Annotated in this window: 24 protein-coding genes; 11 read left to right on the top strand and 13 right to left on the bottom strand. The window is 64.6% G+C overall.

Annotated features, from left to right (window positions below; all coding sequences use genetic code 11):
- Positions 1 to 151: 151 nt before the first annotated feature.
- The 7 genes from FJ973_RS15450 to FJ973_RS15480 form a co-directional block, all read right to left on the bottom strand.
- Positions 152 to 529 (bottom strand): hypothetical protein, encoded by a 378-nt coding sequence (locus FJ973_RS15450; protein WP_140496275.1) that lies wholly within the window; start codon positions 527 to 529, stop codon positions 152 to 154.
- 186 nt (positions 530 to 715) lie between these two features.
- Positions 716 to 2,161 (bottom strand): homospermidine synthase, encoded by a 1,446-nt coding sequence (locus FJ973_RS15455; protein ID WP_140556563.1) that lies wholly within the window; start codon positions 2,159 to 2,161, stop codon positions 716 to 718.
- A gap of 109 nt (positions 2,162 to 2,270) precedes the next feature.
- A complete protein-coding gene (locus FJ973_RS15460) occupies positions 2,271 to 3,194 on the bottom strand; it encodes a DUF3445 domain-containing protein (RefSeq protein WP_140556565.1) in 924 nt (307 codons plus the stop codon).
- Positions 3,195 to 3,197: 3 nt separating this feature from the next.
- A complete protein-coding gene (locus tag FJ973_RS15465) occupies positions 3,198 to 3,860 on the bottom strand; it encodes an aminotransferase class IV family protein (protein WP_140556567.1) in 663 nt (220 codons plus the stop codon).
- Positions 3,809 to 4,954: an aminodeoxychorismate synthase component I gene (locus FJ973_RS15470; protein ID WP_140556694.1), complete on the bottom strand. Its 1,146-nt coding sequence runs from the start codon at positions 4,952 to 4,954 to the stop codon at positions 3,809 to 3,811. The genes FJ973_RS15465 and FJ973_RS15470 overlap by 52 nt, the downstream gene beginning before the upstream one ends.
- A 205-nt stretch (positions 4,955 to 5,159) precedes the next feature.
- Positions 5,160 to 5,885, bottom strand: coding sequence for a proton-conducting membrane transporter (locus FJ973_RS15475; protein WP_140556569.1), 726 nt, complete (start codon positions 5,883 to 5,885; stop codon positions 5,160 to 5,162).
- A 376-nt stretch (positions 5,886 to 6,261) separates the two neighbouring features.
- A complete protein-coding gene (locus tag FJ973_RS15480) occupies positions 6,262 to 8,100 on the bottom strand; it encodes a M3 family oligoendopeptidase (protein ID WP_181167290.1) in 1,839 nt (612 codons plus the stop codon).
- A 169-nt stretch (positions 8,101 to 8,269) separates the two neighbouring features.
- Here FJ973_RS15480 and FJ973_RS15485 point away from each other — a divergent pair, with 169 nt between their 5' ends.
- The 3 genes from FJ973_RS15485 (at position 8,270) to FJ973_RS30925 (ending at position 12,473) form a co-directional block, all read left to right on the top strand.
- Positions 8,270 to 9,805, top strand: a complete 1,536-nt coding sequence (locus tag FJ973_RS15485; protein ID WP_140522386.1) for a sigma-54 dependent transcriptional regulator — start codon at positions 8,270 to 8,272, stop codon at positions 9,803 to 9,805.
- 469 nt (positions 9,806 to 10,274) lie between these two features.
- Positions 10,275 to 12,101, top strand: a complete 1,827-nt coding sequence (locus FJ973_RS15490) for a DUF882 domain-containing protein (RefSeq protein ID WP_181168319.1) — start codon at positions 10,275 to 10,277, stop codon at positions 12,099 to 12,101.
- Between the two features lie 195 nt (positions 12,102 to 12,296).
- The gene (locus FJ973_RS30925) at positions 12,297 to 12,473 is read left to right on the top strand and encodes a hypothetical protein (RefSeq protein WP_181165230.1); all 177 of its coding nucleotides are present in this window, start codon (positions 12,297 to 12,299) and stop codon (positions 12,471 to 12,473) included.
- Positions 12,474 to 12,559: 86 nt separating this feature from the next.
- Here FJ973_RS30925 and FJ973_RS15495 read toward each other — a convergent pair whose 3' ends face one another.
- Entirely contained in the window at positions 12,560 to 13,453 is an 894-nt protein-coding gene (locus FJ973_RS15495) for an AraC family transcriptional regulator (protein WP_140556570.1), read from the bottom strand.
- A gap of 219 nt (positions 13,454 to 13,672) precedes the next feature.
- Between FJ973_RS15495 and FJ973_RS15500 the strand changes: the two genes are divergently transcribed.
- Entirely contained in the window at positions 13,673 to 14,431 is a 759-nt protein-coding gene (locus FJ973_RS15500; RefSeq protein ID WP_140556572.1) for an SDR family NAD(P)-dependent oxidoreductase, read from the top strand.
- A 12-nt stretch (positions 14,432 to 14,443) separates the two neighbouring features.
- Here FJ973_RS15500 and FJ973_RS15505 read toward each other — a convergent pair whose 3' ends face one another.
- Positions 14,444 to 15,082: a 2-dehydro-3-deoxy-phosphogluconate aldolase gene (locus FJ973_RS15505; RefSeq protein WP_140556574.1), complete on the bottom strand. Its 639-nt coding sequence runs from the start codon at positions 15,080 to 15,082 to the stop codon at positions 14,444 to 14,446.
- Between the two features lie 186 nt (positions 15,083 to 15,268).
- Between FJ973_RS15505 and FJ973_RS15510 the strand changes: the two genes are divergently transcribed.
- The 3 genes from FJ973_RS15510 to FJ973_RS15520 all read left to right on the top strand — a co-directional run bounded on the left by FJ973_RS15510 (position 15,269) and on the right by FJ973_RS15520 (position 18,292).
- Positions 15,269 to 16,198 (top strand): rhodanese-related sulfurtransferase, encoded by a 930-nt coding sequence (locus FJ973_RS15510; RefSeq protein ID WP_140556576.1) that lies wholly within the window; start codon positions 15,269 to 15,271, stop codon positions 16,196 to 16,198.
- A gap of 116 nt (positions 16,199 to 16,314) precedes the next feature.
- Positions 16,315 to 17,055 (top strand): tellurite resistance TerB family protein, encoded by a 741-nt coding sequence (locus tag FJ973_RS15515; protein WP_140556578.1) that lies wholly within the window; start codon positions 16,315 to 16,317, stop codon positions 17,053 to 17,055.
- A 484-nt stretch (positions 17,056 to 17,539) separates the two neighbouring features.
- The gene (locus FJ973_RS15520; RefSeq protein ID WP_140522375.1) at positions 17,540 to 18,292 is read left to right on the top strand and encodes an SDR family oxidoreductase; all 753 of its coding nucleotides are present in this window, start codon (positions 17,540 to 17,542) and stop codon (positions 18,290 to 18,292) included.
- An 87-nt stretch (positions 18,293 to 18,379) separates the two neighbouring features.
- On the opposite strand, the gene FJ973_RS15525 is transcribed toward FJ973_RS15520, so the two are convergent.
- Complete coding sequence (locus tag FJ973_RS15525) at positions 18,380 to 18,754, bottom strand: YciI family protein (protein ID WP_140496262.1); 375 nt, start codon at positions 18,752 to 18,754, stop codon at positions 18,380 to 18,382.
- A gap of 148 nt (positions 18,755 to 18,902) precedes the next feature.
- Complete coding sequence (locus tag FJ973_RS15530) at positions 18,903 to 20,087, bottom strand: pyridoxal phosphate-dependent aminotransferase (RefSeq protein ID WP_140513667.1); 1,185 nt, start codon at positions 20,085 to 20,087, stop codon at positions 18,903 to 18,905.
- 83 nt (positions 20,088 to 20,170) lie between these two features.
- Here FJ973_RS15530 and FJ973_RS15535 point away from each other — a divergent pair, with 83 nt between their 5' ends.
- Genes FJ973_RS15535 through denD form a run of 4 tightly spaced genes read left to right on the top strand, consistent with a single transcriptional unit; the run spans position 20,171 to position 23,173 of the window.
- Positions 20,171 to 20,857 carry a GNAT family protein gene (locus FJ973_RS15535; RefSeq protein WP_140513666.1) on the top strand — a complete coding sequence of 229 codons (687 nt, stop codon included), beginning with the start codon at positions 20,171 to 20,173 and terminating at the stop codon, positions 20,855 to 20,857.
- 27 nt (positions 20,858 to 20,884) lie between these two features.
- Positions 20,885 to 21,913: a cation diffusion facilitator family transporter gene (locus tag FJ973_RS15540; RefSeq protein WP_140556580.1), complete on the top strand. Its 1,029-nt coding sequence runs from the start codon at positions 20,885 to 20,887 to the stop codon at positions 21,911 to 21,913.
- Positions 21,914 to 21,973: 60 nt separating this feature from the next.
- Positions 21,974 to 22,186 (top strand): hypothetical protein, encoded by a 213-nt coding sequence (locus FJ973_RS15545; RefSeq protein ID WP_140513664.1) that lies wholly within the window; start codon positions 21,974 to 21,976, stop codon positions 22,184 to 22,186.
- A gap of 12 nt (positions 22,187 to 22,198) precedes the next feature.
- Positions 22,199 to 23,173: a D-erythronate dehydrogenase gene (denD, locus tag FJ973_RS15550; RefSeq protein ID WP_140513663.1), complete on the top strand. Its 975-nt coding sequence runs from the start codon at positions 22,199 to 22,201 to the stop codon at positions 23,171 to 23,173.
- A gap of 149 nt (positions 23,174 to 23,322) precedes the next feature.
- Here denD and FJ973_RS15555 read toward each other — a convergent pair whose 3' ends face one another.
- A complete protein-coding gene (locus FJ973_RS15555) occupies positions 23,323 to 24,519 on the bottom strand; it encodes a nickel/cobalt transporter (protein ID WP_140556582.1) in 1,197 nt (398 codons plus the stop codon).
- Positions 24,516 to 25,184 (bottom strand): DUF1007 family protein, encoded by a 669-nt coding sequence (locus FJ973_RS15560; protein WP_140556584.1) that lies wholly within the window; start codon positions 25,182 to 25,184, stop codon positions 24,516 to 24,518. Before FJ973_RS15560 ends, FJ973_RS15555 begins: the two co-directional genes overlap by 4 nt.
- Positions 25,185 to 25,236 lie beyond the last annotated feature (52 nt).

Here is a 25,236-nt window from a genome sequence, read left to right on the forward strand (position 1 = left end):
TCTATAACAGCCGGCTTTTTCAGCCATGTTCCCATCGCGTTCCGGAGCATGCAAGGGGAAATCGGGGCAAAACCCCGTTGATCTCTGCGGGGCACAAAAAAGGACGGCGGCCATTGGCCGCCGTCCTTTGGAGGTCTGAATGCCGGTCGGTTCAGGCGCGCCGGGTCAGCACGAAATTCTGGCCGGAGCCGCTGGTGCAGTTGAGCTGGCTGGTGGACACCAGCAAGCAGTTGAAGCTCACCGGAGTCTGCCGGATCAGCGAGGTACCGTGGATCTCGACCGAAGTGGCGCCGGTCATCGTATAGGTGCCGTCGGACAGCTTCTGGCCGGTATCGGTCGCTACCGTGGTGAAGGTTCCGCCGGCAAAGGTCGAGAGACCGGTGCCCTTGGCGTCGATCCAGGAGCCTTCGACGCCCTTCGGCGCGGCCCCTATCGACGGCTCGTCGGGACCGCTGGTTGCACAAGCGGCCAGCCCCACCATCGTGGCCGCCGCAACACTCATCGAAAGAATCTTGCGCGCAATGGTCATGTAAAAATCCTCTCCTCGCCCGTCGGCCCGAAATCGGAAAACGACTTTCGGAAAGCACGGTGCATGCATCCAAGTTTCAAGAGCGCAGTTCATGCGTCCAGATGGACGCGGCTTGCTCCCGTCCGCATCCTTCAATCGCCCGATTTCCGGGCGATTGCAAGGCAGTGAGGCATGCTTGGCGCGACGCTATCGCACCAGGATGTTGCGGAATTGCCACGGGTCGTTCCGGTCGAGGTCCTCCGGAAACAGGCCGGGCCGATTATCGAGCGGTGTCCAGTCGGTATAATAGCCCTTCACCGGTCCGAGATATTGCGACTGCACGTCCAGACAGCGCTTGTAGTTCATCTCGTCGGCCTCGACGATGCCGGCCTCGGGGTTCTCCAGCGCCCAGACCATGCCGGCCAGAACCGCCGAGGTGACCTGCATGCCGGTGGCGTTCTGGTAAGGCGCCAGCTTGCGCGCTTCGGCGAGCGACAGTTGCGAGCCGTACCAGTAGGCGTTCTTGTCATGGCCGTAGAGCAGCACGCCGAGCTCGTCGACGCCATCGACCAGTTCGTTTTCGTCCAGCACATGGTGTACCGGTTGCGCCTTGCCGGCGGCGCCGAACATTTCATGCAGCGACAGCACCGCGTCGTTGCAGGGATGATAGGCGTAGTGGCAGGTCGGGCGGTACTGAACCTTGCCCTTTTTGGACCGCACGGTGAAGAAGTCGGCGATCGAGATCGCCTCGTTGTGGGTCACCAGGAAGCCGTATTGGGCACCTGGCGTCGGGCACCACGAGCGCACGCGCGTGTTGGCGCCGGGCTGCTCCAGATAGATTGCGGCCTTGGAACCATGTTTGTGTTTCTTGGCGTTCTTGGGCATCCATTTCTCATGCGTGCCCCAGCCGAGTTCGGCGGGCTGCAGGCCCTCGGAGATGAAGCCCTCGACCGACCAGGTGTTCCAGAACACCTCCATCGGCTTCGGCTTCTTGGTGCGCTGGGTGTCGCGCTCAGCGATGTGGATGCCCTTGACGCCGGCCTTCCTCATGAGCTTCGCCCAGCCCTCGCGGTCTTCCTGCGCGGGTTCCGAAAACTCGAGGCCGAGATCGGTGGCCAGGTTGACCAATGCCTGCTTGACGAACCACGAGACCATGCCCGGATTGGCGCCGCAGGTGGAGACCGCGGTCGCGCCGCCGGGCTTGTCGTGCTTTTCCTTGAGCAGCGACTCGCGCAACGCATAGTTGGTGCGGCTGGCATTGTCGGCCTCGGCATCGAAATAGAAACCGAGCCATGGCTCGACGACCGTGTCGATGTAGAGCACGCCGAGCTTGCGGCAGAGTCGCATCAGATCCACCGAGCCGGTGTCGACCGACAGGTTGACGCAAAAACCCTGGCCGCCGCCATTGGTCAGAAGCGGGGTCAGGAGCTTCTTGTAATTCTTCTCGGTCACCGCATCCTGCATGAAGGTGATGCCGCGCTCGTCGAGCAGCGCGCGGTCGGTGCCGAGCGGGTCGATGACCGTCATGCGCGATTTGTCGAACTTGAAATGGCGCTCGATCAGCGGCAGCGTGCCCCGTCCGATCGAGCCGAAGCCGATCATCACCACAGGGCCGGTGATCTCACCGTAAACGGGCCAGTTTTCATTCGCCATTTTATCGAGCACTCCTTCAGACAGGTGCAAACCCGGGCATTCTCGCCCAACGGGCATGCGCTACATCACAGATCATTGTCATAAACCAGTGAAAAGCGCCAACCGCCGGTCAGGCGGCGTTCGCCATTTGGTTAAGGACGCCGACCAGCCGGTCGCGGTCTGATGTCAAGCCCTTGTAATCGAGCTGGGCGATGTCGAGCGCTTCGAGCTGGGCAGCGAAAGCCGGAGCCAGCGTTGCCCGGTCGGGGTGATGCGCCAACGCCGCCAGCGGGTCGAGATGAATGCGGATGGTGAACAGGATGTCGCCCGAGACGGGCAATTTTCGAAGCGTCTGCCGCTCGACGCGGATGAAGGCGTGGGCATTGGCGTCGCCATCGGCAAATCGCGACGGGCGGCTGGCGGCGCGCTCGATTCGCTCGACATTGGATAGCGGATGGTAGAGCGCATCGCCCGATTGAATCGACCAGTTGTAGCGCTCCACGGCCTGGCCCTGGAGGCCGTCGAACATGCGGTTGATCAGCTCGGCCGGCCGCGTGCCAGGGCCAAAACCCGGCACGGGCGCATGGATCTGCTGCAACGGCTTGCCGAATTTTTCGAGCAGCGACCATGACGAGGGAAAGCAGAGCGAGCCGGCGGCGAGCCGCCAGCCGTCGTCGCCGCGGCGCATCAGGATCAGGTCTTCCTGGACGAGCAGCGAGGCCGCGACAAGCGGCGCCTTGGCGAAGTCGCCCTCGGGATTGCCGGCGGCAGCGATCACCTCGACCCCGCCACTGGCACGCCGATGGGTTTCGGGAAATACCCGCGGCAAGTGCGCTTCGAGCAGGTCGAGCACTTCGCGCTGGGCATCGCGCGTGCCGTCTTCCTCGACGAACACCCGGCCGGGCATCTCGGCATAGAGGCGGCGCTTCTCGGCGAGGAACGGCAGGAGGTGTTCGTCGACTTCGATCCAGTCGGCCAGGGCAAGCGGCTTCAGCCCGATGGTGAACAGCTTGGACGAGCCATCATAGGGCGTGTGGGTGGGCAGCAATGTCATGCTTCAGATCAGTTTTGCCGGGATCAAGCCGCGCAGTGAATTGCCGACATAGAGCGCCCTGGCGGATTTCAAGTCATCAAAGCTGTAGATCGCTTCGCGGGCGCGGCCTTCATCCAGAAGCGCGCCGCGCAATACGCCAGGCAGCAGCCCACAATCGAGGCGGGGCGTCAAAAGCATGTCTTCGCCGAAATCGGCGAAGACATTGGTGATGGTGCCTTCGCACATCTCACCACGTTCGTTGGCCAACAGCACTTCGTCAGCCTGGGTGATGAGATATTCGGCGCGGGCATGCGTGTAGACCTGCCGGCGGCTGGTCTTGTGGCGCAGCAGCATGTCGTTCGAATCGAGCCTCGTGCGCGCCAGCCGCAGCGTCCAGACCTTATCGGCGGCGAGCGGCTCATAGGGCTGGACCGAGGCGGCCGCGTCGCCACTGCGCGCCAAAGCCAGGCGCGTGCGCAAGGCGTTGCGCGCGCCATCGACAGCCTTGCCCAACACGTCGCCGATCCTTTGCGGGTCGCAGGCAAAACCGAGTTCGGCCGCCGAACCATAGAGGCGCGCCAGATGCCGCTCGAAGCGCAGGAAGCCCATGGGCGGCTCCCAGCGCATGGTCTCGATCAATTCGAAACCGGCGGCGTTCCCGTCGCGAAGCGGGCTTTCAAGAGACACTCCTGATACTCCTCCTGCGCGGTTGAATCGAAGACGATGCCGCCGCCGACATTGTAGACGGCCTCGCCGCCGGGAAAGAGCGAGATGGTGCGGATCGCCACGGAAAAGCGCATCGTGCCGCCGGGCGCGATCCAGCCGATGGCGCCGCAATAGACATCGCGGGGCGTGCCTTCAAGGTCATGCAGGATCTCCATGGCGCGGATTTTCGGCGCGCCGGTGATGGAGCCGCAGGGAAACAGCGCGGCAAAAATCTGGCGGATCGTGAGGCCCGGCAGCAGCTTCGCCCTGACGTCGCTCACCATCTGGTGGACGGTCGGATAGGTCTCGATGCGGAACAGCTCTGGCACTTCCAGCGTACCGACCTCGCTGATCAGCGAGATGTCGTTGCGGAGCAGGTCGACGATCATCCGGTTCTCGGCCTGGTTCTTCTCATCATTGCGCAGGAAGGTTTTCTGGCGCTCGTCGTCGGCTTCCGTCGCACCACGCGGCGCCGTGCCCTTCATCGGATGCGTCTCGACCATGCCCTGCGCGTCGATCTCGAAGAACAGTTCGGGTGAGCGCGACAGCACGACCGGATCGCCAAGCGAAACCAGCGCGCCATATTTCACCGGCTGGCGTTCGGTCAGCGCGTCGAAGGCGGCGAGCGGATCGCCCGACCATTGCGCATGCACCGGAAAGGTCAGGTTGCCCTGGTAGCAGTCGCCTTGCCTGATGTGCCGGTGCAGCCGCGAGAACCGCTTCTCGTAGTCCTCGAACGACCATGTCGCCCTTGCATCGAAGATCGGGCCGTTGGTCGCCGCCGCCTTGCGGGGCGGCACCGGCTCTTGCACCGGCGCGTCAAAGACGCCCAGGCAGACCAGCGGGGCGCGGCGCCCGGCCGGCAGCAACGGAACCAGCTTCGGCTCCAGCAGGTAGCCCGCCTCGTATGAGAAATAGCCGGCAAGCCATTTGCCGGCGTCATGCGCGGCCTGGGCCGTCTGCAGCGCGGCCGAGAAATCCCGGGCCTCGTGCGCCGTGATGATGTCGTCCGGTCGATCGAAAACGAGCTGGCGCGCGCTTTCGTCATTGCGGAAAATTGCGGCGGGCAGGGGCATGGAACTCGGCGCGTGGATCGATGAAGCCAATGATGGCTCTATATGGGGGGCCAGCCGCGCGCAATCGAGGGAGCGGCACCTTGCCACTTAAAGCCGACCTCTGGCCCCACCTTTGGCCCGACCTGTGGACAGACCTGCGGCCAAAAACAAACCGGCGACGCTTCGTTCGCGCCGCCGGCTGCAATCGTCGGATCTGCCCTGTCGCTCAGGTGTTGCTGGCGGTTCCGGCCGACGGAAACTGCCTGGCGAATTCCGCCTCGTTGCCGGCGGCGAGCAGCTTGGCTTGCTCGATCCAGCGCTCGCGCGCGATACGGCCGTCGAAATTCATGACGTCCTCGATCCGCTTGATATCAGCGGCTGTCCAGGCGGCGATCTGGGCAAAGCTGGTGACGCCTTGTGCCCTGAGCAGCTTCTCGTTGACCGGGCCGATACCGATCAGCCGGCGCAGATTGTCGGGTTTGCCGGAAGCCGCCTTGGCCGGCGCGGCCTTCGCCGATGCCGCCTTCCTGGACGCCGCGCTGGCCTTGGGTGCGGCCTTGGCGGCAGCGGCCTTTGGCGCGCCAGTCTTCGCGGCGCTGGAAGCGGCCTTGGCCGCAGCCGGCTTCCTGGGCGCCGGCTTGGCCGCCGGAGCGGATTTGGCAGGGGTGGGCGTCGACATCAAGGCGGCCGGCGCCGGCGCCGCCGCCTTTGCCGGGCCGGAGCCGGTCGAGGCCTCGCGCAGCTGGCGCTCGAGATCGGCGCGGGTGCGCCCGCAGGCATCCAACTCGCCGGTCAGGCGATCGCTGTCGGCCCGCAGCCGGTCGCGCTCGCTGCGTGCGCGGTCGAGGTCGCCGCGCAAGCTGTCGAGCTCACCGCGCAGGCGTCCCCAGATGAACCAGCCAACCAGCACACCCACAAGGAACGCCAGGAGCATGTAGAAAAAAGTGCCCATTGTCTCTCTCTCCAGTCAGATCCGTCTGCCGCGGCATTGGACTTAATGACCTTCGGCGAAGGACTACTCGATGATGGTTCGGCCGCCTGCGGAACAGCCGGCCTCAGTCGAGCCGTCGGCGTCGGCTTTGCAAGCCATGGCCAATGGCCGTCGTCGCGTGCACCGGAACGCCGCGATCGGCTGAGACTTCCCCGCCCGACCCGCATGCTCCGGCTGAGCTTGGCGGGGAGGCTATCATAGAACTTACGGAAAGCTATGGGAAAACTACGAAAGAGAGTTATTCAAGAACAGATATTTAGACCAAGAATAGTGTGGGCCCAATATGCATTCCGGCTAAACTGTTCTGAGCAGGTGGGGACGACGTACAGAAGACGCCTCAGTTGTCGAGCGCTTCCAGCTCGTCGATCAAGCCGCTGATCACGCCAAGCCCGATCTGCCAGAAGGCGGGATCGGTGGCATCGAGGCCGAAAGGCGCCAGAAGCTGCGAATGATGCTTGGTGCCGCCGGCGCGCAGCATCTCGAAATATTTGTCCTGGAAGCCGCGCTCGGCGTTCTGGTAGACCGCGTAGAGCGAGTTCACCAGACAGTCGCCGAACGCATAGGCGTAGACGTAGAAGGGCGAATGGATGAAGTGCGGGATGTAGGTCCAGAAGACTTCGTAGCCGTCGCGCAACTTTATCGCCGGGCCCAGACTTTCCGCCTGCACCTCCAGCCAGAATTGGCCGAGCCTGTCGGATGTCAGTTCGCCGTTGCGGCGCTCCGCATGCACCTTGCGCTCGAATTCGTAGAAGGCGATCTGGCGCACGACCGTGTTGATCATGTCCTCGACCTTCTGGGCGAGCATGGCCTTGCGCTCGCGCCTGTCGGTGGTCTGCTCGAGCAACGAGCGGAAGGTCAGCATCTCGCCGAAAACGGACGCCGTCTCGGCCAGCGTCAGCGGCGTCGAGGCCATCAGCGCGCCCTGGCCGCCGGCCAGCACCTGATGCACGCCATGGCCAAGCTCATGCGCCAGCGTCATCACATCGCGCGGCTTGCCCATGTAGTTGAGCAGTACGTAGGGGTGCGCCGAAGGCACGGTCGGATGGGCGAAGGCGCCGGGGGATTTGCCTGGGCGCACCGGCGCGTCGATCCAGTTGCGGTCGAAGAAAGTCCGCGCGATCTCGGCCATCTCGGGCGAGAAGCGCTGATAGGCGGACAGCACCGTGTTCCTGGCCTCGTCCCAGCCAATCACCGCCTGCGGCGTCTCCGGCAACGGCGCGTTGCGGTCCCAGTGGTTCATCACCTCCATGCCCAGCCAGCGCGCCTTCATCCGGTAATAGCGGTGTGACAGGCGCGGATAGGCCTCGCGCACCGCCGAAGCCAGCGCATCGACCACACCGCGCTCGACGCGGTTGGCGAGATGGCGTGAATCGGCGATGTCCTCGAAACCGCGCCAGCGGTCCGAGATTTCCTTGTCCTTGGCCAGCGTGTTGGTGACCAGCGTGAAGGTGCGCAAATTCCTCCGGAAGGTCTGGGCGAGCGCCTCGGAGGCGCGGCGTCGCACCTCGCCGTCGGCATCCTGCAATCGGTTCAGGGCCGGTTCCAGCGTCAGCTCCTCGCCGTCGACGTCGAAGCGCAGGTCCGTCATAGTCTCGTCGAACAGCCGGTTCCAGGCGCCGCGCCCGGTGATCGACTTCTCGTGGAACAGCTGCTCGACGCGATCCTCGAGCTGATAGGGCTTGTCCAGGCGCAGATCGAGCACCCAGGGCCGGTAATGACCGAAGGCGGGGTCGGCGGCGAGCGCGCCCTCGATGGCCGCGTCGTCGATCAGGTTCAGTTCGAGCGCGAAGAACAGAAGATGCGCGCTGGCGTCGGTCATCTTCTCCTGGATGTCGCCATAGAGCTTGGCGCGCTGCGGATCGGCGGTGTTGCCGGCGTAGATGAGGCCGGCATAGGAGACGATGCGGCCGATCAGCTCTTCCAGAGCCTCATAGGCGACAAGCGCCTCGCCCAGCCTGCCTGCGCTGCCGCGCTCGGCCTCGGCGGCCAGCGTGCCCTTCCAGCGGCTCTCGAAGGCGATCGCATCGGCGGCGGCTTTGGCGATGTCGCGCTTCAACTCCGGCGCCTCCATGCCCGCATAGAGGTCGGTAAGATTCCATTCCGGCAGATCGCCAAGCTCGGCGGCGCCCTGACCGGAAGCTGGCGCCGCAAGCCGCCGATCAAACATCACGCGCATCGACAATACCTTCTTTTGAATCAAGTGGCCGGGCCAGGGCCAGAATCAAGGAGAACGGAGAAGCCGGTCAAATCCTAAGGAATTCGTTCACCGGGTTTTTTGAAACCTTATTTAGAACCCTGTGCCAAGATGGTCCATGGGGATATCAGGCGGGCGGCTCAAGACAGTCATGACAGGTTCCATACTCATAGTCGATGACGATCCCGTGCAGCGCCGGCTGCTCGAGGCGGCGGTGACGCGGTTCGGCCACACCGCAATCGTGGTCGACGGGGGCGCTGCCGGCCTCGACGCCCTCGACGGACCCGGCGCCCGCGACGTGTCGGTGGTCATCCTTGACCTGGTCATGCCCGATCTCGATGGCATCGGCGTGCTCAAGGCGATGCGCGAGCGCGGCATCACCATCCCGGTCATCGTGCAGACCGCCCAGGGCGGCATCGAGACCGTGGTTTCGGCGATGCGCCACGGCGCCTTCGACTTCGTCGTCAAGCCGGCCTCTCCCGACAGGCTGCAGGCCTCGATCGCCAACGCGCTCAAGGTCGAGGCTGTCGAAGGCGAGGTCAAGCGCACGTCGCGCCGGCGCGGCGGGCTGCTGACCTTCAGGGACATGATCACGCACAGTCCCGCCATGGACAAGGTGATCCGCCTCGGCCAGAAAGCGGCGGCATCCAACATCCCGATCCTGATCGAGGGCGAATCCGGCGTCGGCAAGGAACTGGTGGCGCGCGCCATACAAGGCAGCGGCGACCGCCGCTCGAAACCGTTCGTCACCGTCAATTGCGGCGCCATTCCCGACAATCTGGTCGAATCGATCCTGTTCGGCCATGAGAAGGGCTCGTTCACCGGAGCCACGGAGAAGCACACCGGCAAATTCGTCGAAGCGCATTCGGGCACGCTGTTTCTGGACGAGATCGGCGACCTGCCGCTCGACGTGCAGGTCAAGCTGCTGCGCGCCGTCCAGGATGGCGAGGTCGATCCGGTCGGCGGCCGCGCCACGGTCCGGGTCGACATCAGGCTGATTTCGGCGACGCACCGCAATCTCCTGCAGCAGGTCAAGGACGGCAAGTTCCGCGAGGACCTGTTCTACCGGCTCAACGTCTATCCGATCTATGTGCCGCCCTTGCGCGACCGCCGCGACGACATTCCCGATCTGGTCGCACATTTCATGGAGAAGGTGGCTCCGGCAGACCCGCGCCATCGCCTGCGGGGCATTTCGGCGGCGGCGCTCGCCGTGCTCCAGGCCTATGACTGGCCCGGCAACATCCGGCAGCTGGAAAATGCCGTCTTCCGCGCCTCGGTGCTGTGCGAAGGCGATGTGCTCGGCGTCGAGGATTTCCCGCAAATCCGCGCCCAGGTGGAGGGCACGGTCCGTCTCGATGTGGACATCGCGCCGACCGGCCCGGCTTTGGCCGTAGAACCGCGCGATGAGCCGGCGCTGGCCGGCGAGGGCGTTTCGGCTGCCGAACCCGAATCGCCGACGCGGCTTCAGCCACGCTTCGGCACGCTGCGCGCGCTCGACGAGCGCGGCAATGTGCGCGCGCTGGCGGATGTCGAACTGGAGATGATCAAGCTCGCCATCGATCACTACAACGGCCAGATGAGCGAAGTCGCCCGCCGCCTCGGCATCGGCCGCTCGACGCTTTACCGCAAGCTCAAGGAATACGGCATCGATCCGGAAACCGGCAGGCTCGACCGGCTCGCTTCCTGAGGGCGCTATCGCGCACAGCCGCCCGATGTCCGGCCTGAGAGCGGTCGGCCCGAGTGCGGTCACGCAAGGCCGGGACCAGCTTGCGCTGCCATCATGTCGCCGGTGCATTGACTGGACCGGAGTGTGGCGCGCCGATGGCGACGTCCCCGACGGTCCCGTTCACGCATTAAGGCTAACGGTAACAGATCGTGTTTCGGCCAAACGAGGAATCATGATCTAAACCAGCGGTTTACCAAGAAACCTTGTGGACAATTTTTGGCGGGATATCGCCACGGTCTTACCGCATTTCGGCTTCAATAAGCGATGATTAACCATTAGGATCGATATTCGGATGTGACAACGACACGTCCGTTTGGGCAAATCCGGGGACAAACGGCAGCCTGCAAGGCCTTTTGATTTGAACAGAATCGAACGACACACAAACGGGCGGCACTATCATTTGAGCGTCTGGCCGAAGTGGCTGGCGGCCATGATTGTCGCATTTGGTTTTCTTGCCGCTGCCGCAACCGGCGCCAGGGCCGAAGTGCGTTCGCTGAAGCTCTACCACCTCCACACGCACGAGAAGGCGGAGATCGTCTACAAGCGCAACGGCCGTTACGATCAGGCCGGGCTGAGGAAGATCAACATCATCCTGCGCGACTGGCGCCGCAACGAGCCGACCAAGATGGACCCGCGCCTGCTGGACCTGGTCTGGGAAGCCTATCGGGAAAGCGGCGCCACCGACTATATCCAGGTGGTTTGCGGCTATCGCTCGCCGTCGACGAACTCGATGCTGCGCAGTCGCAGCAAGGGTGTCGCCGAGAAGAGCCAGCACATGCTCGGCAAGGCGATGGACTTCTACATTCCGGGCGTGCCGCTGAAGAAGCTGCGCAATATCGGGCTCAAGATGCAGGGCGGCGGCGTCGGCTACTATCCGAGATCCGGTTCGCCGTTCGTCCACATGGATGTCGGCAATGTGCGCCATTGGCCCGGCATCAGCCGACAGGAACTGGTGAGCCTGTTCCCGAACGGCAAGACGCTGCACGTGCCGAGCGACGGCCGGCCGCTGCCTGGCTTTGAGCAGGCGCTTGCCTCATACAAGGCACGCAAGGGCTCCGGCGGCGCCGCCATCGAGCTGGCCAGCGCCGGCGGTGGTTCCAAAAGGTCCGGCGGACTCCTGGCTGCCTTCTTCGGCGGCGGCGACGACGAGGCCGACGACAGCGCCGATGTCGCATCGGCAGAGCCGGCGCCGAAGCCGAGAAGCGTGAAGCCGGTACCGGCGAGCACCGCCAAGAGCGGCACCCTGCCGGGGATCGCGATCGTGGCGCCCGAGAACGCCAAGCGCGCCGAGATCCCGCAGGTCGCCGAGGAGCAGGCCCCGGAGCCGGAAAAGGATACGCCCGAGACGATCATCGCGGCGTTGCCGGCACGCAGCATCCCGCTGCCCGATTTCGCGCCGCGGCCGAAAGTCGATGTCGGCGCGCAGCCGCCTGAAAATGTTCCCTTCGGCATGGCGGATGCGACGGCCAGCACCGAACAGACCGTGGCAACCGTGCAGACGCCGGCGAATATGCCTTTCGGCAAGGCTGATCCCTCGGCGGTCGCCGCCGATGCAGCGCAGGTTGCCGCCAACAACATACCTTTGCCGACATGGCGCCCCGAACACACGTTGCCGGCGGTGCTGGCGCCTGCGCCCAGCAAGGATGTGCTGATGGCGCTGGCCGAGACGGCCGAGCGTGGCAAGACCGCGACCGATGCCTTCTCGGTGCTGCCGAGCGCGCGGCCGGATATGACCAATATCGATGCGGCCAAGCCCGATGCGGTCAAGCCCGATGCGGTCAAGGCCGTGCTCGACGAGGCCGAGGCGCTTCCCGTGCAGGCTGACTATTATCGGGTTGCGTCGTTGTCCGAGCCTCGTTCGGCTTTCAACGACCCGTCCGGCGTCGATGCCGCATCGCCGCGCGAGGCCGTCGTCGCCCGCGCTGCCGGTTCCGATCCGGTCGCCGCGATCGGCGCCGGCGTGAAGACGACCCGCAAGGAGGCCAGAGCCACCGCCCGCGACCTGAAACCCGGTCCCAAGGCCATCGTGGTTGCCGCCGCACCGCAGGCCGCCCGCTGGGCGCTGACCAGCGGCGAGAATGTCGCGACGGTTTCGAGCGCCACGACGGCGCCGGGTTACGCCTACAACGTGGTCCACACGCCGCCGAGCGAGGTCTACACGGCCGGCTTCCAGCAGGGAGACCAGATGGCGGATGCCAACCGTTTCACCGGCAATGCCGTAAAATTCCTGTCCGTCGCGCGCTTCCAGACGAAGTAAAGACCGGGCATTCCGAAAGCCGCGCCGGGCAACCGGCGCGGCTTTTCGTTGTCAGCCGGCTGTGTGCGGGCACAACCGGCATGCATGAAGCCGGCCCCGGCCCCGCGGGATCACGGGTGCCTGAACTTCTCGTGAAAAGGTAAAAGCTGCCTGTTTCCCGGCTAGAATGGCTGCGTTCCAACCCCGGGGATATTCATGAAGAAGATCCTGTTGGCATCCGTCCTGGCGCTGGTGGCGGCATCGGCGGCTTTTGCTCCCTCGCAAGCCGAAACCGTGATCATCAAAAATGGCAAGCATCACTGCCGGACCAAGATGGTCACGCATTGGAAGCATCGCCACAAGGCGGTCGAGAAGGTCAGGGTCTGCAACTGACCGCCAAGACACCACTGACTATCATGGCACCAGACTAGCCCGATCGGCGCAAGCCGGCCGGGCTTTTTCGTGCCGCCCGGGATGGTTCAGTCGATGTCCAGCGCGGCCGCTTCGCCCCGCGCCAGAAGCCGCGCGGCATCGCGTGCAGGCGGCAACCCGAACTGACGCGCATACTCCCGGCTGAACTGCGAAGCGCTTTCATAGCCCACGGTAAAGGCAACCCGCGCGGCGTTTCCCGGCTGGGCCAGCAGCAGGTGGCGGGCCTCCAGCAGGCGGACCTGCTTCTGGTACTGGATCGGGCTCATCGCCGTCGCCGCCTTGAAGTGGCGATGAAACGCAGCGCTGCTCATATTGGCGAGCTCGGCCAACCGCCGCACCTCGATAGGCTCGTCATAGTGAGCCCGGATCCAGGCGGTCGCCCGGCGGATCTGTGACAAGCGGCTGTCGGCGCCGGCGAGCTGGCGCAACTTCGCGCCTTGCGGGCCTTGCAACAGGCGAAACAATATCTCGCGCTCGAGCAGGGGAGCGAGCACGGGAATCTCGGCGGGCCTGTCGAGCAGCCGCAGCATCCGGCGCCACGCGTCGAGCAGGTCGTCATTGGCCAGGTAGGTCATGAAATCGTCGCCACCGACGGCCGGTTCGTGCTCGATGAGCAGGGCTGCGATCGCCTTGACATCGAGGGCGAAACCGATGGCCACATAGGGATGCGCGATACTCGCCTCGATCAGCTGGCTGGTGGCGGGTGTCTCGACCGCGTAGACGAAATAGCTGCCGGCTTGATAACGAAGCGTGCGCTCGCCGATCAGCACCGATTTCGTGCCTTGCAGCACGAACAGCGCCGTCGGCTGACAAAGCTCGGGCATCGGCGGCGTCGGGACCTCGCTGCGGCCGATCGTAACGCGAGGGATCGCCGTCCTTGTCCGCCGCCCATGCGCATGGCGGCCTGCGATGGCGATCAATTCCAGCAGCGCCTCTCTCATCGTTTCAGCATTGCCGATCCGCGTGGGCCGCGCAACCAGGTGAGAGGATCAGGCAAGAGCAAGAGAGTTTTCGGCGCGCGAGGCGGGCCGCAATCCGCCATCTCTAAGGCGCGTCGCGTTTGGCGACGCGTCTTGGGCCTTTGTTTTATGCATGTCGTTTTCCCGGACCGGGCCACTTCCAGGCGACAGGCGTCAGGCCTCCACAAAGGAGATTTGGATATGACGACATCGAAGCGCGCACTGGTGACCGGCGCCAACAAGGGCATCGGCCTGGAGACCGCACGGCGCCTGGCGGCAACGGGATTCAAGGTCTGGCTCGGCGCCCGCGACGCCGCACGCGGCACCGCAGCGGCACAGGCGCTGCGCAGCGAAGGGCTCGACGTCGAGTGGCTCGAACTCGACGTCGTCGATGACGAAAGCGCGGCGGCCGCCGCCAGGACCGTCGCGGCGCGGGTAGCCAGCCTCGACGTGCTGGTCAACAATGCCGGCATTGCTCCTGGATATGTCGACGCGCTCGGCTCGAACGGGCGGTATGAGTTGCCGCCGAGCCGGGAGAATATCGCCGACATCAAGGCCACCTATGATGTCAACGTCTTCGGCCCGGTCCGCGTCACCCAGGCATTCCTGCCGCTTCTGCTGGCATCGCCCGCCGGCCGCATCGTCATGGTGAGCAGCTATATCGGCTCGATCGCCCGCGCGCAGGACGCAACAGGCGAAAACCAGTCGCCCAACATAATGGGCTATGGCAGCTCCAAGACGGCGCTCAACGCCATCACGGTGGCGTTCGCCAGGGAGCTCGCGCCGCGCGGCATCAAGGTGAATGCCGCTGCTCCCGGCTACACCGCGACCGATCTCAACGGGCACAGGGGCGGTCGCACGGTGCAGCAGGCAGCCGAGATCATCGTGCGCCTGGCGACGCTCGATGCCGATGGTCCGACCGCCGGCTATTTCGACGAGAATGGCCCGCTGCGCTGGTGAACGCGAAAGCGCTTATCCGGCGAGCTTGCTCGCGGCGCGTGCGAGAGCTTCGATCTCGTCCCACCTGCCGGCCTTGACCATGTCGTCGGGGGCAACCCAGGAGCCGCCGACGCAGATGACATTGGGCAGGCTGAGATAGTCGGCCGCGTTCTTGCCGGTGATGCCGCCGGTCGGGCAGAATTTCACATCGGCGAGCGGCGAGGCGAATGCCTTCAGCGAGGCGATGCCGCCCGACTGCTCGGCCGGGAAGAACTTCAGGAAGCGCAAGCCTGCTTCGCGCGCGGCCATGATCTCGCCGGGGGTGATGGCGCCGGGCAGCAGCGGAACCTCGCTGTCGGCGGCGCCGGCCAGAAGCTCGCGGGTTATGCCCGGGCTGACGATGAATTGCGAGCCGGCGGCGGCCGCCTCGTCAAACTGGCGCGCATCCAGAATGGTGCCGGCACCGACGATGGCTTCCTCGACCTCGCCGGCCACGCGGCGGATCGCTTCCAGCGCATCCGCGGTCCTGAGCGTGATCTCGATCGCCGGCAGGCCGCCGCGCGCCAAAGCGCGGGCCAACGGCACCGCATTGGCAAGATCAGTGATCTTCAGCACCGGGATGACCGGCTGACCGTTGAGCAACGACAGGAGTTTTTCGGTCTTGCTGGGCATCTTCTTCTCCATATCGTTGTCAATTCAACCGATTAGCAAACGGATATTTTCCTGTCCACGCAACCGGGCGTGTCGTGATGTCACGCACGCCGGGTAGCTTACGGGCTCTTCCGGAACAGGGCCTGACAGGCCGTCAAACCCGTTTCACCTTGAAACGGCTTTTACGAGCGTCTAGTTGCTCTGGCAATGACACCGTCCGCGCCATCCCAGCCTGTCCGCGTCGCCGCGCTCTACAAATTTGCCCGGCTCGACGCCTTCCAGGCGCTGCGAGCGCCACTGGCTGCCTTCTGCTGTGGGCGCGGCATCAGGGGTACGCTGCTTCTGGCGCATGAAGGCATCAACGGCACGGTCGCCGGCAGCGATGCGGCGATTGCCGAACTGATCGAACATCTCGAAGCCATCGACGGGCTGTCCGGCCTCGAGGTGAAATACAGCAGCGCCGCGCAAACGCCCTTCCACCGCATGAAGGTGCGGCTGAAGCGCGAGATCGTCACCATGGGTGTCGAAGACATCGACCCGGCGAAGAGTGCCGGCACCTATGTCGCGCCGGCCGATTGGAACGCGCTGATTTCCCAACCCGACACGATCGTCATCGACACGCGCAACGCCTACGAAGTGTCGATCGGCACCTTCAAGGGCGCCATCGATCCGGCGACCGCGAGCTTTCGCGAATTCCCGGCCTGGGTGGAAGAGCACCGCGCGGAACTGGAAGGCCGCAAGGTCGCCATGTTCTGCACTGGCGGCATACGCTGCGAAAAGGCGACGGCCTATGTCAGGTCGCTCGGCTTCGAGGAGGTGTTCCATCTCAAGGGCGGCATCCTGAAATATCTCGAAGAGGTACCGGCCGAAGACAGCCTGTGGCAAGGCGAATGCTTCGTCTTCGACGAACGGGTTTCGGTGTCGCACGGCCTCGCCGAGGGCGATGCCGAGCTGTGCCGCGCCTGCCGGCATCCACTGACCTTGGACGAGCTGACATCGCCGAAATTTGCCGCCGGCGTCTCCTGCCCGCATTGTTTCGACGCTCGGTCGGACGACGACCGCCAGCGCTATGCCGAGCGCCAGCGGCAGGTCGATCTGGCGCAGGCGCGGGGCAGGGGACCGCATATCGGGTCCTGATCAAGGCGCCTGGGCCGGGGCAAAGCGGCCGCCCGTCATTGCAATGCCAGGTTTCGGGACCTACGTCTTCGGCGTTCGAAACCTGCCCGTTCGGCCGGGCAATCCTGGAGGCATTGATGTTCGATCCCAAGAAGCTTCTCGACGATCTGCTCGGCTCGCAAATTCCCGGCACCGGCGGCACGGTCCGCGACAAGGCCGGACAGGCGGTGCAGATGGCCAAGGACAATCCTCTTGCGGCGGGCGCGCTGGCCGCGGTGCTGCTTGGAACCGGCGCCGGGCGCCAGGTCACCGGTGCCGCCGTCAAGCTCGGCGGGTTGGCAGCGATCGGTGGCCTCGCCTACAAGGCCTACCAGAACTACAAGGCCGGCAATGCACCCGAGCAGGCGCCGGCGGCCGGCGAACCGGAATTGCTGCCGCCGCCGAAGGACACTGCGTTCCACCCGTCGCAAGCGCCGCAGGGCGAGGACGAATTCACGCTGACCCTGGTGCGGGCGATGATCTCGGCGGCCAAGGCCGACGGCCATGTCGACGATGAGGAGCGCAAGAAGATCGCCGGCAAGCTGAGCCTCGCGGGGATCGGATCCGATGCGGAAAAATTCCTGTTGGCGGAGCTGGAGAGCCCGCTCGACCTCGACACGCTGGTGGCCGGCGCCAAGACCGACGCGCAGAAGCTTGAGCTCTACACCGCGTCGCGCCTTACAATCGATCCCGACACACGCGCCGAGCGCGGCTATCTCGATCTCCTCGCGGGCCGGCTCGGCCTGCCGGATGCGCTGATCGACCATGTCGAGGCAACGGTTTCGGCGGTCAAAGTGCCGGCTGCCAAGGCCGGGACCTCACCCAATCCACGCTGGTAGGCCAAAACGGAACAGGCGGGCCTTCGTGGCGTTAACCTCTCGTTAACCCAGGAAGCGCATGATTCTAGACAGTCGGATCGGCTTTCCTCCTCCCAAGTCCGGTCCAGATCAGGGCGGTCGCCAATGACCGCCCTTTTTGTCGGCCCTCCGGGCTTCTCCCAAGATGAGTTGTACTTTTCGGCACCCGGCCAGGCTCCGAACCTTTGATAGGAATTTTTTCCTTGACTGGGTGAAGGCAACTATGGTAGATATTTGGTTATGGTGCTGAGTTGCGCCAGGGACCCGCCGCACAGGCGGGTTTTCCGTTCAATTGCTCCCTCGACAGCGCGGGGTCGAAGGCCCGAAGAGACCTGTCAGCTTGGATTCGTTGCCCTGGATACCAGCGTCCCGCTTGCCATCGCCGCCGTCATTTGCGATGCCTTTTGCCCCTGGACCACCTGAAAATCAGTCGAGCCAAATGCGGCGCAGCCGGAGGATATCTGCCATGACCGAAAAAACCGCCATCGTCACCGGCGCCGGCACGGGCATCGGCAAGAGCGTCGCCACCGCGCTGCTCAAAGCCGGCTGGAACACCGTATTCTGCGGACGCCGGAAGGGGGTGCTGGACGAGGCGATCGCCGCGGCCGGGCAGACGGATGCCAAGGCACTGGCTGTCGCCTGCGACATCAGCAAGCCCGGCGAGGTCGATGATTTGTTCGAGACGGTGGCGGAGGCGTTCGGCCGCGTCGACCTGCTCTTCAACAATGCCGGCATGGGCTACAAGTCGGCGCCGATCGACGAGATCCCGGTCGAGGTGTGGAACGATATTGTGGGCGTAAACCTCACCGGTTCGTTCCTGTGCGCCCGCGCGGCCTTCCGCGCCATGCGCAAGCAGAAACCGATGGGCGGCCGCATCATCAACAACGGCTCCATCTCGGCCTACGCGCCGCGCCCGGGATCGGTGCCCTATACCGCGACCAAGCATGCCATCACTGGGCTGACCAAGACGCTGGCGCTCGACGGCCGCCCCTACGACATTGCCTGCGGCCAGATCGACATCGGCAATGCGCTGACCGACATGGCGCAACCGATGACGGTCGGCGTGCCACAGGCCAACGGCTCCATTGCCGCCGAAGCGGTGATGGACGTCCAGCACGTGGCCGACGCCGTCGTCCACATGGCCAGCCTGCCGCTCGAGGCCAATGTGCTGTTCATGACCGTGATGGCGACCAAGATGCCGTTCGTGGGCAGAGGCTGACGAAGCCTTTATTTTTGCGCAATTCCCAAGGGAAAGCGCTACGCGCTTTTCCCGGGAAAACCTCTACGCACTTTTTCTGGAGTTGCCTTAGGCCCCCGCCAGCGCCACGCCCGGCAGATAGAGCGCGATCGGGCGGATCTCGTAGACGGCGGTCGGGTTGACGCGGCGCAGATCGCGCGCGATGGCGATCGCGTCATCGCGCTTGGCGCAATCGACGACATAGAGGCCGAGAAGCTGTTCCTTGGTCTCGGCGAAGGGGCCGTCGATGACGATCCCGTCGCCGGGTCCGCGCAAGGTGCAGGCCGACTGGGTCGCTCCAAGCCGCGCCGAGGGGCCGAGGCTGCCGTTCGCATAGAGCCCGTCGTGGATCTTGAGCAGGTCGGTCATCAGTGCCGCATCTTCCTGCGGCGTCAGTGCCTTGATCGCGTCTTCCACGTGATAGGCAAGAATTGCATAAAACATCGAGGCACCCCATTTCGATCCTGATCCAACGATCGTAGCGGCTCCCCGCACGCAGGCACAGTCTTTGGCCTTGCGCCTCCCGACGCATCATGACATTGCCATGCCGCCAGCGGCAATCGATGCGGACTCGCGGCGAACGCCGGAGGCCTCACTTGGCCAGGAACGCTCCGATCCTGTCCAGCGCGCGCAAAATGTTCTCCTCGGAATTGGCATAGGAGAGCCTGACATAGCCCTCGCCGAGAATGCCGAAATCGGGGCCGCCGATCAGTGCCACGCCGGCGTCGTCGAGCAGGGCGGAGGCCAGTTGCTTCGCCTTCCAGCCGGTCTTCGACACGTTGGGGAAGGCATAGAAGGCGCCCTTGGGCGTGATGCAGGATATGTTTGGCAGGGCGTTCAGTCCCTCGACCACGATCTTCCTGCGGCGATCGAAGGCGCGCATCATCTTTTCGACGTCGTCCTGCGGGCCGTCTATGGCGGCGATGCCGGCGAATTGGCTGGGCGCGTTAACGCAGGACCAGCAATTGACCGCCAGCTTGCGCACCTTGTCGTAGAGATGGGCGCCCTTGTCGCCGTTCGGCCAGATCGACCAGCCCATGCGCCAGCCGGTCATCGCCCAGGTCTTCGACCAGCCGTTGAGCACGATCAGCCGGTCGCGGATTTCGGGAAACTCGAGCAGCGAGCAGTGTTTTTCGCCATCATAGGTCATCACGTCATAGATTTCGTCGGAGAGGATGGCCACTTGCGGATGTGCCTCCAGTCCCTTGACCAGCTTCTCGATCTCGGCCCGCGGCGTGACGCCGCCGGTCGGGTTGGCCGGCGAATTGAGGATCAGGAGCCGCGTCTTCGAGGTGATCAGCGCCAGCGTCTCATCGGCCGAGAAGGCAAAGCCGTTCTCCTCGCGCATCGGCACGGGGATGGGTGCCGCACCGGTGAACTCGATCATCGAGCGGTAGATGGGAAAACCGGGATCGGGATAGAGGATCTCGGCGCCAGGTTCGCCGAACATCAGGATGGCGGCGAACATGGTCGGCTTGCCGCCGGGCAGGATCATCACCGCCTCGGGCGATACCTCGACCCCGGTCGTGGTCAGCGTGCGGCGCACCACCGCCTCGCGCGTCGCCAACAGGCCGTTCGCCGGCGTGTAGCCGTGGTGGCCGTCGCGCAGCGCCTTGATCGCCGCCTCGACAATGTGCTGCGGCGTCTTGAAGTCGGGCTGGCCGATGCCGAGATTGACGATGTCGCGGCCTTGTTGGGCGAGTGCCGTGGCCCTCGCGAGCACGGCGAAGGCGTTTTCCTCGCCGAGACGATCGAAGGCCGAAATCGTGTGGAGCATTTTTCCCGTCCGTGTGGTTCTTGCTATGCGGTTGCGTTTTTGTGAGCTTCGGCCCGCAAAAGTCAAACGGATTGGAGCTTTCGGTGTCGGAAAATCTCAAGGACTGGCAACCGCGTCCGCGCCCGGAGCGCAAGGTGCTGGAGGGCCGCTATGTCAGGCTTGAGCCGCTGAGCGCCGCGAAGCATGGCGATGGCCTCTATGAAGCGTCTTCCGTGGCCGACGTCGATGGCCGCTTCGCCTGGCTGCCCGACTATCCGCCGGAAACCCGCGCCGCCTTCCAGCCTTGGCTGGACAAGGTGGAGGCGAGCGAGGATCCGCTGTTCTTCGCCGTCATCGACAAACCGAGCGGCAAGGTCGCCGGGCGCCAGACGTTGATGCGCATCGATCCGGCCTATGGCGTCATCGAGATCGGCAACATCTATTGGGGGCCGCTCATCGCGCGCAAGCCGGCGGCGACCGAGGCGCAATTCCTGTTCATGAAATACATTTTCGACGAGCTCGGCTATCGCCGCTACGAATGGAAATGCAACAACCGCAACGAGCCGTCGAAGCGCGCAGCGGAACGGTTCGGCTTCAAGTTCGAGGGCATTTTCCGCCAGCACCTGATCGTCAAGGGTGAAAACCGCGACACCGCATGGTATTCGATCATCGACAAGGAATGGCCGGCCTTGCGCAAAGCCTACGAGGCGTGGCTCGATCCGGCCAATTTCGACGGTGCCGGCCAGCAGAAACGACGGCTCGAGGATTTTCGCGCGGAATTCGGCGCTTGAGCTGAATCCGGGCATGGGAGTTTGCCATTGGCGCACAGTGACGACGACAGCCGGCACGACGGCAGCCGGCACGACCACAGCGGGCACGGCTACAGCGGGCACGGCCACAGCGCGCATAGTCATGGCTCGACCGACAAGAAGCGCGTTTTGATCGCGGCCTGCCTGACGGCGGGCTTCATGGTGGCGGAGGCGCTTGGCGGTCTTTTCACCGGCTCGCTGGCGCTGCTGGCCGATGCCGGCCACATGCTTGCCGACGCCATTGCGCTCGGCCTTGCCTGGTACGCGTTTCATCTTGCGGACCGGCCGGCGACCGTCCGCCTGACCTATGGCTTCGGCCGGGTCAAGACGCTGGTGGCCTACACCAACGGCATCGCCATCTTCGTCATCGCGCTGTGGATCGTCTACGAGGCGTGGGAGCGCCTGCAGACGCCGGCGCCGGTGCTGGGCGGGCCGATGCTGGTGGTGGCGATCCTCGGCCTGCTGGTCAACATCGGCTCCTTCCTGGTGCTGCATGGCGGCGACCGTGAGAGCCTCAACATGCGCGGCGCCATACTGCATGTGCTCGGCGACCTGCTCGGCTCGGCCGCGGCAATCGTGGCGGCGATCGTCATTCTGGCGACCGGCTGGACCCCGATCGATCCGATCCTGTCGGTGCTGGTCTCGCTGCTGATCCTGTCCACGGCATGGTCGCTGATGCGCGCGGCCGCCCACGTCCTGCTCGAAGGGGTGCCGCCGAGCCTCGACCGGGACCTGATCGCCAGCGACATCGCGACGACGGTCCAGGGGGTGCGCGAGGTGCACCACATGCATATCTGGTCGATCGACGGCACCAGCAGCATGGCGACGCTGCATGCCTGCCTCAACGAGGGCGTGGACGCGCACAAGGCGGTCAGCGCGATCAAGAAGCGGCTTGCGTCGGAGCATGGCATCAGCCATGCCACGGTGGAACCTGAATTCGGCCAGTGCGCCGACGACGGCGACGAGCACGACCATGGTCATGACCATGATCACCACCAGGGGCATGACGCGGCTTTGCATCATGGCCACCATCACTGACGCAGGGAACCCAAGCGCCTTGAATCCGAGCTCGACGACCCCTGGCCACGCCGGGACAGCATAATGGATCGCGATACCAAGAACGCCGCCATCGCCGCGCTGTCGATCATGCTGCTGTTCGGCATTGCCGTTTATTTCCTGCCAAACATCATGCTGGCCCTCGGCGGCCTTTCGACCGTGCTCGCCGGCATCTTCGGCACCGCGTTCGTGCTGGCGTTTTTCTTGGTGTTCTGGCTGCGCGCGCGCAGCCAACGCAAAAATCAGAGCAAATAAGGGAAGTTCGACATGCGCATTCTGATCACGGGCGCCGCCGGCATGGTCGGCCGCAAGCTCATTGCACGGCTGGCAAAGGACGGCAGGCTGCGCGGCCAGAAGATCTCCGCGCTCGACCTGCACGACATCGTACCGCCACAGGCGCCGGCCATCGATGGCGTCAGCATCCACAGCCATACCGGCGATCTCGCCGAGGCGGGCGCCGCCGAGAGGCTGGTCGCGTCGCGGCCCGACGTCGTGTTCCATCTCGCCGGCATCGTATCGGGCGAGGCGGAAGCCAATTTCGATCTCGGCTACCGCGTCAATCTCGACGGCACGCGCGCCTTGTTCGATGCCGTCCGCCTGGCTGGGTTTGCGCCGCGCGTCGTGTTCACCTCGTCGATCGCGGTGTTCGGCGCGCCGTTCCCGGACGTCATTCCCGATGAATTCCACACTACGCCGCTGACCTCCTACGGCACGCAGAAGCAGATGAGCGAGGCGCTGCTGGCCGACTATTCCAGGCGCGGCTTCTTCGACGGCATCGGCATCCGGCTGCCGACCATCTGCGTGCGGCCGGGCAAGCCGAACAAGGCGGCCTCCGGCTTCTTCTCCGGCATCATCCGCGAGCCGCTGAACGGTCAGGAGGCGATCCTGCCGGTGCCGCGCACCGTCGTCCATACCCACGCCAGCCCACGCTCGGCGGTGAATTTCCTGATCCATGCGGCCGGGATCGACGGCGCCGCCGTCGGGCCGCGCCGCAACCTGACGATGCCAGGCGTCGCCGTCACCGTCGGCGAGCAGATCGAGGCGCTGGAACGCATCGCCGGGCCGAAGGCGGTGAGCCTGATCCGCGAGGAGCCGGACGAGACGATCTGGGCGATCGTCAAGGGCTGGCCGACGCGGTTCGAGGCGCGGCGGTCAAGGGAACTCGGCTTCAGTGCCGAGAAGAGCTTTGACGAGATTATCCGCGCTCATATCGAGGATGAACTCGGCGGCAAGGTGTATTGATATTCAGGTGATGCCGGCCTGCGAACGGCTGATACCTGCGCTTCCGGTGCTCACGTACTTTAAGTACGCTCCGCTCCGGTTCTCGATATCAACCGTTCTCGGCACGGCCTGACCTGAATCTCAACACACCTTGGGGCGCTACTTCCGGGTCAAACGCCACCCGTCAGGCTCGCCGACAGCAGCAGCAGTCCGAACAGGAACACGAAGGCGGCGCCGCCGATCTCGACGATCGAATGGATGCGGTTGCCCATGCGGCCGTCGCCGGCGAAATACACCGCCCAGTTCTTTGCGGTCACCGCGATCGTGGCCAGCGCCGAGACGGTTATGGCGGTGCCGATCGACATCGCCAGCACCGACAGCAGGCCGCCGAGCCACAGGCCATTGAGCAGGGCGAAGCTGAGCACGATCAGCGCGCCGGAGCAGGGGCGGATACCGACCGCGGCCACCGCCGTCCAGGCGGTGCGCCAGTCGAAGCGGTCGCCGGACAGCAGCGCCGGATCTGGCGCATGCGAGTGGCCGCAGGTCTCGCAGACCTCGCCCGCCGCGTGCGCGTGATCGTGCGCGCCATGATCGTGGTGATGGTCATGCGCGCCGTGGTCATGGTGATCGTGCGAATGGTCATCCCCATGGTCGTGATGTTCATGCCCATGCAGCGCGTTCGCCGAATGGCTGTGAGCGGCATGCGAATGGCCCGTGTGACCTGTATGACCGGCATGCGAATGGCCCGCATGGGAATGCCCCGCGTGAGCCGCCGACAGGCTGTAGGCGGGACCTCTGCCGAACAGGCGCAGGACGGAGGGGCCGAGCTTGCGCCACAGCAGCCAGGCGCCGAACAGGGTGACGAAGACGAAGCTCATGATCTCCATGAACCAGGCCGCGTCGGTCATCGAGACGGCGGTGCCGCGCAGGACGAAATAGGCGACTGCCATGACCGCGACCGCGGTCAGGCCCTGCAGCAGGGCCGAGACGAACGACAACAGGATGCCACGCCGCAGCGCCACTTCGTTGGCGACCATGTAGGACGAGATCACCGCCTTGCCGTGGCCGGGGCCGGCGGCGTGGAAAATGCCGTAGGCGAAGGACAGGCCGATGAGCACCCAGAGCTTGCTGTTGTCCTGGCGCATCGCCTTCATCGCCGTGGCGAGCGCGCGATAGAATTCCTGCTGCCGCAGATTGATCCACATCAGGATGTGGGCGAACGGGCCGGTGGTCGGCGCCATGCCATCGTTGACGCCGATGCCGAGCGAGCTCTGGGCATGAGCCGAGCCGGCGAAATGCACCATCGCGAAGCTGATGGCCAACAGGCCGAATGCCAAACGCAGGGATGGTCTCATCACCGGGTTCATCCTTCTGGCTGACAGGTCAGTTCGAGCTTGGTGGCAAAGATCTTGCTCATGTCGGTGCCTGTCGGGTCGTTGAAGAAGGCGTCCGTCAGGGTCTTCTGGTTTTCCTTGATGGCCTCATCCGGGTCGGGGCGGACCACCTTGTCGGTGCAGTTCGGGGGCAGGCCCTCGACCGTGATGTTGGCGTCCTCGGTGAAGTCGATCGCCGTGTAGAAGGTCGGATCGTAGACGCCGATATCGATCTTGCCGGTGAGCTTGATCGGCGCCTTTGGTTCGGACTCGAACAGGATGATCAGCTGGTCGTTGTCGAAATTGGCCATCAGATGCGGCGGCGGCGTCATCGGCACGTCCTTGCCGTCCTGGGTGACGAGCTGGAAGTAGTTGAATTCGGCCAGCGAGGCGTGGACCGTGTCCGCGACCTCCTTCAACTCCTTGTCGTCAAGCTTCAGGTCGGAATTCTTGTCAAACTCCATCATGACAGTGCTGGAAAACAGATCATCGAAGCGCCAGAGATGGCGCAGCGCTTTCACGCTTTGGTGATCCGGGGAGAGGATCACGTCGAGGCGGGCCTCGGCGAAAACGTGCGGATGCACCTCGGCCGGTCCAACGGCGGCCAATGTCGCCGCCAGGGCCGAAGCCAGCATGATTGCGTGCCGTTTCAGATGCATTCGCGGTCGCGATTCCCTTGGCTTCGGAGAGAAGTGGACAGTTACCAGAAAG

Origin of the sequence: Mesorhizobium sp. B2-1-3 (genome assembly GCF_006442495.1) — a bacterium.
Lineage (GTDB): Bacteria > Pseudomonadota > Alphaproteobacteria > Rhizobiales > Rhizobiaceae > Mesorhizobium.